Source organism: Amycolatopsis sp. NPDC049868 (genome assembly GCF_044461365.1).
GTDB lineage: Bacteria > Actinomycetota > Actinomycetes > Mycobacteriales > Pseudonocardiaceae > Amycolatopsis.
Genome location: NZ_JBITKV010000001.1, coordinates 1445077 through 1456441 on the forward strand (window position 1 = coordinate 1445077; position 11365 = coordinate 1456441).

The 11365-nt window shown below is 69.7% G+C and carries 12 protein-coding genes; 7 read left to right on the forward strand and 5 right to left on the reverse strand.

Annotated features, from left to right (window positions below; genetic code table 11):
• Both sufB and ACIBTM_RS06885 read right to left on the reverse strand, forming a co-directional pair.
• Nucleotides 1-1449, reverse strand: coding sequence for a Fe-S cluster assembly protein SufB (gene sufB / locus ACIBTM_RS06880; protein ID WP_038515497.1), 1449 nt, complete (start codon nucleotides 1447-1449; stop codon nucleotides 1-3).
• Entirely contained in the window at nucleotides 1446-2246 is an 801-nt protein-coding gene (locus ACIBTM_RS06885; protein ID WP_395875582.1) for a helix-turn-helix transcriptional regulator, read from the reverse strand. Before ACIBTM_RS06885 ends, sufB begins: the two co-directional genes overlap by 4 nt.
• Before the next feature lie 210 nt (nucleotides 2247-2456).
• Here ACIBTM_RS06885 and mptB point away from each other — a divergent pair, with 210 nt between their 5' ends.
• From mptB to ACIBTM_RS06910, 5 genes are all read left to right on the forward strand, one after another.
• The gene (mptB, locus tag ACIBTM_RS06890; RefSeq protein ID WP_395875810.1) at nucleotides 2457-4043 is read left to right on the forward strand and encodes a polyprenol phosphomannose-dependent alpha 1,6 mannosyltransferase MptB; all 1587 of its coding nucleotides are present in this window, start codon (nucleotides 2457-2459) and stop codon (nucleotides 4041-4043) included.
• Between the two features lie 19 nt (nucleotides 4044-4062).
• Nucleotides 4063-4989 (forward strand): ABC transporter ATP-binding protein, encoded by a 927-nt coding sequence (locus tag ACIBTM_RS06895; protein WP_395875583.1) that lies wholly within the window; start codon nucleotides 4063-4065, stop codon nucleotides 4987-4989.
• Entirely contained in the window at nucleotides 4986-5786 is an 801-nt protein-coding gene (locus tag ACIBTM_RS06900) for an ABC transporter permease (protein WP_395875584.1), read from the forward strand. The genes ACIBTM_RS06895 and ACIBTM_RS06900 overlap by 4 nt, the downstream gene beginning before the upstream one ends.
• A 64-nt stretch (nucleotides 5787-5850) precedes the next feature.
• Nucleotides 5851-6819 carry a heme A synthase gene (locus tag ACIBTM_RS06905; protein ID WP_395875585.1) on the forward strand — a complete coding sequence of 323 codons (969 nt, stop codon included), beginning with the start codon at nucleotides 5851-5853 and terminating at the stop codon, nucleotides 6817-6819.
• Nucleotides 6820-6922: 103 nt separating this feature from the next.
• Nucleotides 6923-7870, forward strand: a complete 948-nt coding sequence (locus ACIBTM_RS06910) for an acyl-CoA desaturase (RefSeq protein ID WP_073847011.1) — start codon at nucleotides 6923-6925, stop codon at nucleotides 7868-7870.
• 73 nt (nucleotides 7871-7943) lie between these two features.
• Here the strand turns inward: ACIBTM_RS06910 and ACIBTM_RS06915 are convergent, their stop codons facing one another.
• Both ACIBTM_RS06915 and ACIBTM_RS06920 read right to left on the reverse strand, forming a co-directional pair.
• Nucleotides 7944-8810, reverse strand: coding sequence for a RimK family alpha-L-glutamate ligase (locus ACIBTM_RS06915; RefSeq protein WP_395875586.1), 867 nt, complete (start codon nucleotides 8808-8810; stop codon nucleotides 7944-7946).
• Nucleotides 8807-9115, reverse strand: a complete 309-nt coding sequence (locus tag ACIBTM_RS06920; RefSeq protein ID WP_395875587.1) for a hypothetical protein — start codon at nucleotides 9113-9115, stop codon at nucleotides 8807-8809. The genes ACIBTM_RS06915 and ACIBTM_RS06920 overlap by 4 nt, the downstream gene beginning before the upstream one ends.
• Before the next feature lie 95 nt (nucleotides 9116-9210).
• On the opposite strand from ACIBTM_RS06920, the gene ACIBTM_RS06925 reads away from it, so the two are divergent.
• On the forward strand, nucleotides 9211-10182 hold the full coding sequence (locus ACIBTM_RS06925) for a quinone oxidoreductase family protein (protein ID WP_395875588.1): 972 nt from the start codon (nucleotides 9211-9213) through the stop codon (nucleotides 10180-10182).
• Nucleotides 10179-10715, forward strand: coding sequence for a GNAT family N-acetyltransferase (locus tag ACIBTM_RS06930; protein ID WP_395875589.1), 537 nt, complete (start codon nucleotides 10179-10181; stop codon nucleotides 10713-10715). The genes ACIBTM_RS06925 and ACIBTM_RS06930 overlap by 4 nt, the downstream gene beginning before the upstream one ends.
• A 70-nt stretch (nucleotides 10716-10785) precedes the next feature.
• Here ACIBTM_RS06930 and ACIBTM_RS06935 read toward each other — a convergent pair whose 3' ends face one another.
• Nucleotides 10786-11355: an FKBP-type peptidyl-prolyl cis-trans isomerase gene (locus ACIBTM_RS06935; RefSeq protein WP_395875590.1), complete on the reverse strand. Its 570-nt coding sequence runs from the start codon at nucleotides 11353-11355 to the stop codon at nucleotides 10786-10788.
• Between the last annotated feature and the right edge of the window lie 10 nt (nucleotides 11356-11365).

Below are 11365 nucleotides of genomic sequence, written 5' to 3' on the forward strand. Positions count from 1 at the left end.
CTAGCCGACGGACCCTTCCATCTGAAGCTCGATCAGGCGGTTCAGCTCGAGCGCGTACTCCATCGGCAGCTCACGCGCGATGGGCTCGACGAACCCGCGCACGATCATCGCCATGGCCTCGGCCTCGTCGAGACCGCGCGACATGAGGTAGAACATCTGGTCTTCGCTGACCTTCGAGACGGTCGCCTCGTGGCCCATGGAGACCTCGTCGTTGCGGATGTCGACGTACGGGTACGTGTCCGACCGCGAGATCGTGTCGACCAGCAGCGCGTCACAGACCACGCTGGACCGCGAGTGGTGCGCCCGCTTCGCGACCTTGACCAGGCCGCGGTACGAGGTGCGGCCACCGCCGCGCGCCACCGACTTCGACACGATGGTCGAGGAGGTGTGCGGCGCCAGGTGCTCCATCTTCGCGCCGGCGTCCTGGTGCTGGCCCTCGCCCGCGAACGCGACCGAGAGGACCTCGCCCTTGGCGTGCTCGCCCATGAGGAACACGGACGGGTACTTCATCGTGACCTTGGAGCCGATGTTGCCGTCGATCCACTCCATGGTCGCGCCCTCTTCGCACTTGGCGCGCTTGGTGACCAGGTTGTAGACGTTGTTCGACCAGTTCTGGATGGTCGTGTAGCGGCAGCGGGCGCCCTTCTTCACGATGATCTCCACGACCGCCGAGTGCAGCGAGTCGGACTGGTAGATCGGCGCGGTGCAACCCTCGACGTAGTGCACGTAGGCGTCTTCGTCGACGATGATCAGGGTCCGCTCGAACTGACCCATGTTCTCGGTGTTGATCCGGAAGTAGGCCTGCAGCGGGATGTCCACCTTGACGCCCTTGGGCACGTAGATGAACGAACCGCCGGACCACACCGCGGTGTTCAGCGCGGAGAACTTGTTGTCCCCGGCCGGGATCACGGAGCCGAAGTACTCCTTGAAGATCTCCGGGTGCTCCTTGAGCGCGGTGTCGGTGTCCAGGAACAGGACGCCCTGCGCCTCCAGGTCCTCACGGATCTGGTGGTAGACGACCTCGGACTCGTACTGCGCGGCGACACCGGCGACGAGGCGCTGCTTCTCCGCCTCGGGGATGCCCAGCTTGTCGTACGTGTTCTTGATGTCCTCGGGCAGGTCTTCCCAGGAAGTGGCCTGCTTCTCCGTGGACCGCACGAAGTACTTGATGTTGTCGAAGTCGATCCCGGAGAGGTCCGCACCCCAGTTGGGCATCGGCTTCAAGTCGAAGAGCTTGAGCGCCTTCAGTCGCGCTTCGCGCATCCACTCCGGCTCGGACTTCTTCGAGGAGATGTCGGTGACGACGTCCTCGTTCAGTCCGCGGCGGGCAGTGGAGCCCGCCTCGTCGGAGTCCGCCCAGCCGAACGCGTACTTGCCAAGGGACTCGATGGTCTCTTCCTGGCTCATGGGCGCGGTGGTGGGAGTGCGCTGCTCGGCAGCGGCAGTCATGCGGGTTTCCCTCCATTCGGGATCCGTGCTGTGCGCCCTGGAGAGGGCGCCGTGCTTCCCGGCCCGGGTGTGGCCGGGTGACCCGTCGAGACGACGGGTACGTGTGTGGTGCACGCGTTGTCACCGCGTGCGATGGTCGCCAGCCGCTGGACGTGGGTACCCAGAAGTTCCGCGAAAGCCTCTGTCTCGGCTTCACACAACTGAGGGAACTCGGCGGCGACGTGGGCGACCGGGCAATGGTGCTGGCACAGCTGTTCACCGACACCGACCTGACGGGTCGACGCAGCGTAGCCCTCCCTGGTCAGCGCCGCAGCGAGAGCCTCGGCACGGGTGGCCGGGTCCGCGTGCTTGGTGATCGCGTCCTGGTGCGGGCCGACCAGAGAAGCGACCCGAGCCTCCGCGAAGGCCTTCACGGCGTCTTCGCCGGCGTGTTCGGCGAGGAAGCGGATGGCCGAGGACGCGAGGTCGTCGTAGGCGTGCCCGAAGCGGGCCCGGCCCGCTTCGGTGAGCAGGAAGTTCTTGGCGGGACGGCCTCGCCCACGGGGGCCGCGGCGGGGCGCGTCCCGGGTTTCGGCCTCGCCGTCGGCGAGCAGCGCGTCGAGATGACGGCGCACGGCGGCGGCGCTGATGCCCAGCTGCTCGGCCACCACGACGGCGGTCATCGGACCCTGTTCCAGCAGCAAGCGGGCCACTTCGTGCCTGGTCCGGCCCTCGGGGCCGACCTGCGCGGGGACAGGCTGGACCTCGGCGCGGAGCATGTCGCCACCGGCCTCGTCCTGCGTCCCCGTCTTTTTCACAACACAAGTGTGACGTATTTCCGGGGAGACGGCAAAGAGGGGTGCCTCACGGAGTGGCGTGGGTCACTTCGGCCGGCTGGAGCACAGGGGTAACCACGTACCCGCCCGGTCTGTTCCCGGGATCGCTACCCTTCGTGCGTGGCAGTGGGCGATCACCCGGCACAGCGGGACACGGACGGGGCAGAGCCGGAAGACCGGGCTGCGGGACCGGTGGCGACGCTCGTGCCCGGGCGCCCGCACGATCCGGAACCGCTGGACGACAAGGAACTGCGCGGGCTGAACGTGGTCCGCCGATTCGGCGCGGTCGGTTCCCTGTTCCTCGCGCTCGGCTCGCTCGGCGCGGGTGCCGCCCCGGTGATCAACCCGGTGCAGGAGATCCCGGTCCTGCGGCTGTTCACCCGGATCCCGATGGTCTCGCTCGCGATGGGCCTGGCCGGTATGGCGATCATCGTGCTCAGCTGGCTGCTGCTCGGCCGGTTCGCGCAGCCCGCACGCCGCCGCCTCGCCACCCAGGGCCAGCTCGCCCGCACCATCGCGCTCTGGTGCGCGCCCCTGCTGTTCATCCCGCCGCTGTTCTCCCGCGACGTCTACAGCTATCTGGCGCAGAGCGAGATCGTCGCCCGCGGGATGGACCCGTACTCCCTCGGCCCGGCCGAGGCGCTCGGCGTCTCCGACCCGCTGACCTCGGGCGTCTCCAACATGTGGCGCGAGACCCCGGCGCCCTACGGCCCGCTGCTGCTGCGCCTCGGCGGCTGGCTCGCCCCGCTCAGCAGCGGCAACATCGTCACCGGCGTGCTGCTGCAGCGAGGGCTCGCGCTGATCGGCGTCATCCTGATCATCTGGGCGCTGCCCCGGCTGGCCCGGCGGTTCGGCGTGCAGCCCGCCACCGCGCTGTGGCTCGGCGCGGCGAACCCGCTGCTGATCTTCCACTTCGTCGCGGGCGCCCACAACGACGCGCTCGCGATCGGGCTCATGGTGGCCGGGCTTGAGGTCGGCCTCCAGCGGATGCCGGTGCGGTTCAAGAACGACGAGCCGCCCCCGCTGGCCAAGGGCGAACTCCTCTATATCGGGCTAGGGGTGGTGCTCATCACCCTCGGTGTCGCGGTGAAGATCAACGCCATCCTGGCGCTGCCGTTCTTCACCGTGATGGTGGCCAGACGCTGGCACGGCCGGATCAAGGACCTGGTCACCGCGGCGGTGCCGATGGCGTTGCTGTTCGGCGTGGCACTGGTGGCGGTCTGTTACGGCACCGGCCTCGGTTTCGGCTGGGTCGGCGCGCTCGGGACACCCGGGCTGGTCCGCTCGTGGATCTCGCCGACGTCGGAGCTCGCCGCGCTCGGCGGTGTCCTCGGTATCGCGCTCGGTCTCGGCAACCACACCAACGCGATGGTGCCGATCCTGGGCGCGCTCGGCTATCTCGTCGCGGGCGCGGTGACGGTCAAATTCCTCTGGGACAGCTTCAAATGGCGCTACCGGCCGATCATCGGCCTCGGTGTCTCCCTCGGCGCGGTGATGGTGCTGCACGTCGCGCTGCAGCCCTGGTACCTGCTGTGGGCGATCATCCCGCTCGCCGCGGCGGCGGGGACCTCGCGGTTCCGCATCGCCGCGACGATCGTCACCGCCGTCCTGCCGTTCCTGCTGCCGACGACGGGAAGCACCTTCGAGGGCCGCGGTTTCGTCCTGCCGTTCGCGTGGGCCGCCGCCGGGGTCGTCACGCTTCTGGGGTTGTTCATCGTCCACCGCCTCTCACCACTGCTGCTGTCCAGACCGTCCCCGGAGCATTCGGTCCCGGTGTGAGCCCGTATCGTGACCTGTCGTGAACGCCCCCGCCGTCGAGATCACCGGGCTGGTGAAGCGCTACGGATCCACCACCGCCGTCGATGGACTCGACCTGCGGATGGAACGTGGCACCTTGCTCGCTCTGCTCGGCCCGAACGGGGCCGGCAAGACCACCACCGTCGAGATCTGCGAAGGCTTCCTGCGGCCTGACGACGGTGACGTGCGAGTGCTCGGCCTGAACCCGGCGCGCGACGGCGCCGCGCTGCGGCCCCGGATCGGCGTGATGCCCCAGGGCGGCGGCGCGTATCCCGGTGTCCGCGCCGACGAGATGCTCGGACTGGTCGCCGCGTGCGCGGCGAACCCGCTCGACCCGGCCTGGCTGCTGGACGTCCTCGGGCTTTCCGGAGCGAGGAAGACGCCGTTCAAACGGCTTTCCGGCGGGCAGCAGCAACGGCTCTCGCTCGCCTGCGCGCTCGTCGGACGGCCGGAACTGCTCTTCCTCGACGAGCCGACGGCGGGTATGGACCCGCAAGCCCGCCGCCTGGTCTGGGATCTGCTCGAAGCGCTGCGCGCCGACGGGGTCAGCGTGCTGCTCACCACGCATCTGATGGAGGAGGCCGAAACGCTGGCCGACACCGTGGTGATCGTGGACCACGGCAAGGTCGTCGTCGAAGGCTCCCCGCAGTCGCTGACCGTCGAAGCCGGCGAGACGGCGCAGCTGCGGTTCAAGGCCAGGACCCGGCTCGACACCGCGCTGTTGACCGCGGCGCTGCCCGAGGGGCATCTCGTCCACGAGTCGGCGCCGGGGACGTATCTCGTCGAGGGCGCGATCGACCCGCAGGTGGTGTCGACGGTGACGGCGTGGTGCGCGCAGCAGGGTGTCATGCCGGAGGAGCTGCAGGTCGGCAGGCGCACGCTGGAAGAGGTCTTCCTGGAGCTGACCGGACGGGAACTGCGCGCATGACGACAACGCCTACGCCACGGTTCGCCCCGGGCACGTTCACCCCGGCCCCCGGCCGCGGCTCGCTGGGCAAGATGCTCCGCACGCACGCGAAGGTCGAGGCGAGCCTGACGCTGCGCCACGGCGAGCAGATCCTGCTGACCCTGCTCATCCCGCTCGCGCTGCTGATCGGCCTGTCGCTGCTGGACATCCTGCCGTCATCGCAGCTCGGCGATTCGTCCAAAGTGGACTGGATCACGCCGAGGATCCTGGCGCTGGCGGTGATGTCGTCCGCGTTCACCGGGCAGGCCATCGCCTTGGGCTTCGACCGCCGCTACGGCGTCCTCAAACGGCTTTCCGCGACCGCGCTGCCCCGCTGGCTGCTCGTCGCGGGCCGGGTGGCCGCCGCGCTGGTGGTGGTCGCGCTGCAGGCGGTGATCCTCGGTGCCGTCGCCGCGCTGCTGGGCTGGTCGCCGTCGCTCGGCGGGATCCTCGGCGCGATCCCGTTCCTGATCGTCGGCACGCTCGCGTTCGGCGCGCTGGGGCTGCTGCTCGGCGGGGCGCTGCGCGCGGAGGCCGTGCTGGCGCTGGCGAATATCGTCTGGTTCGTGCTGCTGCTCGCGGGCGGCATCCTGCTGGCGCCGTCGACGATGCCGTCCGGCGTCGCGTGGATCGTCGAGCTGCTGCCCTCGGGTGCACTCGCCGAAGGTCTGCGCTCGGTGCTGCTGGACGGTTCGTTCGGCTGGGGACCGTTCGCGGTGCTGATCGGCTGGGGCGTCGTGGCGGGCGCGCTGGCGAGCAAGACCACTCGCTTGACCTGAGGCGGCCGACACAGCCGGTGCGGCCGGTGGAAGGCTCTCAGGAAGGGCGTTCTAGCATCGGACGGTGCCGTTCCAGAGCCTTGTAGCGCGTCTGCCGTATCCCCCGTTCGCGGTCCAGCGAGCGGTCGCGATAGCGGCGGTGATCGCACAGGCAGGCATCGGCGTCACCGGATCGGTGGTCCGGGTCACGGGTTCGGGTCTCGGCTGCCCGACCTGGCCGCAGTGCGTCGAAGGCAGCATCGTGCCGGTCGCGCACCCCGAGTTCGACGCGCTCACCCAGTGGATCGAGTTCAGCAACCGGATGCTGACCGGGGTGGTCATCCTGGTCGCCGCGCTGTGCGTGATCACCGCGTGGCGCGTGCAGATCGAGCACCCGAGCCGCCGCCGGCTGGTGAAGCTGGCCTGGACGATGCCCGCGGGCGTGATGCTGCAGGCCGTCGTCGGCGGGATCACGGTGCTGGCCAAACTCGAATGGTGGACCGTCGCGCTCCACTTCCTGGCTTCCACTCCCCTGGTCTGGCTCGCGGTACTGCTGCTGCGGGCGTTCTCCGAGGGTGACGAGCCCGCCCGCTGGCTGATCCCGGACGCGGGCCGCAAGACGCTGATCGTGCTCGCCGCGGCCATGTGGGCCGTCCTCGTCGCGGGCACCGTGGTGACCGGCGCGGGCCCGCACGGCGGCGACCCCGGCACCCACCGGCTCCAGGCCCCCATCGAGACGCTCACCCAGGTCCACGGCGGACTGCTGGTGGTCTACCTGATCGTGTTGTCCGTTTTCGGGCTCCAGTTGATGCGGGGCGAGACGCCGAAGCAGGTGTGGCGGCGGTACACCCTCGTGTGGGTCGTCGCGCTTTCCCAGGGCGTCCTGGGCTCGGTGCAGTACGCGCTCGGCGTGCCGGAGGCCTTGGTCTCCCTCCACGTCCTCGGCTCCGCGCTGGTGATCATCTCGACGGCCGCGCTGTGGTGCGGTTCACGCGATCGTGGTCCCGTGCCCTCGGCGAACGCGCCGGAACGCGAACTCGCCACCTCGAACTGAACCGGACGTAACCCCCAGGCGGCGTGCTCGCCAGACGGTGCCCTTACGCTGCGCTCGGTGGCCCACACGGGGGTCACCACCGAGTCGAGGCACGAGGTGTCGCATGACCGCCAGCACCGAGCCGGACGCACCGGCCAGTCCGTCCAAACCCCTGATCTCGCACCGCCGAGGCTCCGGGGAGATGCTGATACTCAAGACCTTCCTGCTGGTCCCGTTCGTCGCGCTGCTCGCCGCCGTGCCGATCGTGTGGGGCTGGGGCATGACCTGGGTCGATCTCGGGCTGGCGGCGGTGTTCTACACCCTCGGGACGCTCGGGGTGACCGTCGGCTACCACCGCTACTTCACCCACGGTGCCTTCAAGGCCGGGCGCCCGCTGCGGGTCGCGCTCGCCATCGCCGGGAGTTTCGCGGTGCAGGGTTCGGTGATCTTCTGGGTGGCCAGCCACCGTCGCCACCACGCCTTCGCCGACCGCGAAGGCGACCCGCACTCACCCTGGCTGTTCGGGACGTCGCCCGGGGCGCTGCTGCGCGGTTTCTGGCACGCGCATATGGGCTGGATGTTCAGCCGCGAGGTGACCAACTACGACCGCTTCGCGCCGGACCTGGTGGCGGACAAGGATCTTCGGGTGGTGAACCGCTACTTCTGGCTGTGGATCACGCTGAGCCTTGCGCTGCCCGCGGTGCTCGGCGGGCTGATCAGCTGGTCGTGGTGGGGGGTGGTGACCGGGTTCTTCTGGGCCGGGCTGGTCCGGATCGCGTTCCTGCACCACGTCACCTGGTCGGTGAACTCGATCTGCCACCTGGTCGGCGAGCGCCCGTTCGCCAGCCGTGACAAGGCGGCGAACTTCTGGCCGCTGGCGATCCTGTCCATGGGCGAGTCGTGGCACAACTCCCACCACGCCGACCCGACCTGCGCGCGGCACGGTGTCCTGCGTGGACAGGTCGACGTGTCGGCGCGGGTGATCTGGCTGTTCGAGAAGTTCGGCTGGGCGCGGGACGTGCGGTGGCCGAAGCCGGAGCGGTTGGCGGCGAAGCTCGTGAAGCCCGCCTGACCCCCTCCTAGCGCGCTATGAACGGGACGTTCCTTGCAAAATTTGCAAGGAACGTCCCGTTCATAGCATTGCGTCAGGCGAGTTGCTGACGAACAGCCGACGCGAAACGCCAGGCCGCGGCGGCATCGGTCTGCCGGAACCCGAGCGAGGGTTCGACGAGCTCCAGTTCCAGCAGCAGCGGCCTGCCGTCCGGCCCGGCGACGAGGTCCACGCGGGCGTAGAGCAGTTCCGCGCGCAGGATGCCCAGCAGCGCCGCCGTCGCGTCCAAAGCGTCTTCGGCCAGCGCTCGGAATCCCGCGGCCGGCTGCACGGGCGCGAGGCTTTCCGTCACGTACAGCCCGGATTCGTCGAGTTCCCGGCCCAGCATCGCGGCCTTCGAGAACGCGTGCGAGTACACGCCGCCGAAGTACACCAGAGCGATCTCACCGTCACTGTCCACACGGGACTGATACGGCTGGAGCAGGACGGTGTTCCCGTCGGCCTGCAGCCCGGATAGGTGGGCGGCGGCCGCGTCGCCCGCGGTGAACCGGCCCGCGCCTCGCGAACCGGAACCGATCGCGGGCTTCAGCACGAACTCGCCCTTGGGCCAGCGCGGGGCCTTCTCGTCCGGCGCGATCAGGGTCGTCGGCACGACCGCGACCCCGGCGTCTCCGAGTTCGGCCAGATAGGACTTGTCGCTGTTCCAGCGCACGACTTCGGCCGAATTGGACAGCGCCGGCACGGATTCGGTCCAGGACAGGAACTCGTCGTGGCGCTCGGCGTAATCCCAGGTGGCGCGCAGCACGACGATGTCCGCGGCGCCGAAGTCGACGGTCGTGTCGTCCCAGGCGGCCCAGCGGGTCTTGAAACCGAGGTCGGCGAGCGCTTCGGGAACGGCGTGCTCGTCGCCGTCGCCTTCCGGCAGCGTGGAGCAGGCGACGAAGATCGCGGAGCCGCTCACTTCCCCGCCATCCGGCGGCGGTGCTCGGCGCCGATCTTGGTGGCCTTCACGGTCTCGCTGTCCCACTCGGCGGGTTCGAGGTCCTCGACGGCCTCGACCAGCGCCTCGCCCGTCTCCACGGAGGGAACGACGACGTCGCCGAGCGCGCCGTCGGCGCCCACGAGCACGACCCGCGCGCCGACCCGGCCGATGTTCTCCACCACCGCGCGCGACGGCTTCCCGTGCCGCTTCACGAAATCGCGGGCGGCCGCGACCTGGCGCGACGTCGGGGCGGCGGTCTCGGTCTTCTCTTCGGTCTCAGCCACGGCCAGAGCTTAACCGCGAAAAGCCCGGGACGCGGAATAACCGTGGCGTCGGCCATAGTTGTCCCGGTCGGAACGACCTTGAACGAGGAGGATGTATGCCCACGGCAGTGCAGATCCGGCGAACCGGCGGACCCGAAGTCCTTGAACTGTCCGAAGTCGAGGTCGGCGAACCCGGTTCGGGCGAACTGCTCGTGGACGTCGCGGCGGCGGGCGTCAACTACATCGACACCTACCACCGCGAGGGCATCTACCCGGTCGACACACCGTTCATCCTGGGTATGGAGGGTGCGGGCACGGTGGCCGCGGTCGGCGCGGACGTGACCGGTTTCGCCGTCGGCGACCGGGTCGCCTGGCAGGGCTCGCTGGGCAGCTACGCCCAGCGCCGGCTGGTCCCCGCCACCATCGCGGTGAAGATCCCGGACGGTGTGTCCGAGGAGACCGCCGCCGCCACGATGCTCCAGGGGATCACCGCGCACGCGCTGATCGCCTCGACCTACGAGGTCAAAGCCGGGGACGACGTGCTGATCCACGCCGCGGCGGGCGGGATGGGCCTGCTGCTGGTCCAGCTGGCCAAGGCACGCGGTGCCCGGGTGATCGGCACCGTCTCCACCGACGAGAAGGCCGAACTCGCCAAGCAGGCGGGCGCGGATGACGTCATCCGCTACGACCAGGTCGACTTCGCCAAGGCCGCCCGCGACCTCACCGGCGGCAAGGGGGTCGAGGTCGTCTACGACGGCGTCGGAAAGTCCACTGTGGACGGCAGCCTGGCGAGCCTGAAGATCCGCGGCCTGCTCGCCCTCTACGGCGCGGCCAGCGGCCCGGTGCCGCCGATCGACCCGCAGCTGCTCAACCGCAGCGGCTCGGTGTACCTCACCCGCCCGACCTCCGCGCACTACGTCCTCACGCGTGAGGACCTGGAGTGGCGCGTGAACGAGCTGTTCGCCGCCGTCGGAGACGGCTCGCTGAACATCCGGATCGGCGGCCGTTACCCGCTGGCCGACGCCCGCCAGGCGCACGAAGACCTCCAGGGCCGTCGCACCACCGGCAAGCTCCTGCTGATCCCGTGACGGCGCTCTGGCCGGAGGAGGTCCGGCTCACCGGTGAAGGGCTCGTCCTGCGGGACTGGGTCGAAGACGACATCGCGTTCATGCCGGGACTGTTCGACAATCCCGCCGTCGCGCGGTTCACGCCGCTGCCCTCCCCGTTCGACGAGGTGGCGGCGAAGGCGCACTACGCGAAGTACGTCACCCGCCGCTCCGAGGGCACGGGGCTGCGGCTGGCCATCACGGCCGACGGCGGCGAGCCGCTCGGCGAGGTGGTGCTGTTCCTGAACGACGGTCCCTCAAGCCCCGCCGAACTCGGCTACGCCGTCGGTCCCGCCCACCGCGGGCGGGATCTGGCGGCGCGGTCGCTGCGGGTCGTCACCGAGCACGCGCTGGAGCTCGGGCTCGGACCGCTCCGGCTGAAGATCGACGCCGAGAACGCCGCGAGCCAGGCCGTCGCCCGCCGCGTCGGCTACGCCCTGACCGATCTGCCGCCAGAGACCAAGGTCGAGAAGGGACTGGAGGTCACTCTCCTGACCTGGGAGTACGTCGGCTGATCAGGACGCCGTGAAGGCCTCCTTACCTGCTCTCATGGCAGGGAAGGAGGCCTTCACGGACTTCAGCCCATCAGCCCTTGTCGGTCGGGACGCTCACCGCGTCGGTCACGAAGACCAGCGTCTCGTTCGGCTCGATACCGTTCCCGCCCTGGCCGTAGCCGAGGTCCGGCGGGATGATCAGCAGCCGCCGCGCACCCTGCTTGATCCCTTCGAGGCCCTGGTCCCAGCCCTGGATGACCTTGCCGGCGCCGAGGGTCAGCTCGAACGGCTCGCCCCGGTCGAACGAGCTGTCCAGCTTCTGCTTGTTGGACCAGGTGACCAGCGAATAGTTCATCTTCAGGTTCGCGCCGGCCTTGGCGCCCTCACCGGTGCCGGGCTCGAGGTCCTTGGTGATGAGCTTCTTCGGCGGGTCGCAGTCGTCCGGGATGGTGATGGTCGGCGCCTCGCCGAACTTCCCGGTGGTCTTCACGTCCTCGGCCGTGCATTCCTTGCCCTTCGGGGCGGCGGGAGCCGACGACGCCGCCGACGCGGGGGCCGCGCCGGAGGTCTGAGCCGAACCTGCGGTGTTCTGTTTCTCGCCACAGGCCGCCAGGGCGAGGACGCCCGCGCCGATGACCACGATCTTGCCGAATGTGCGCATGCGGCCGACC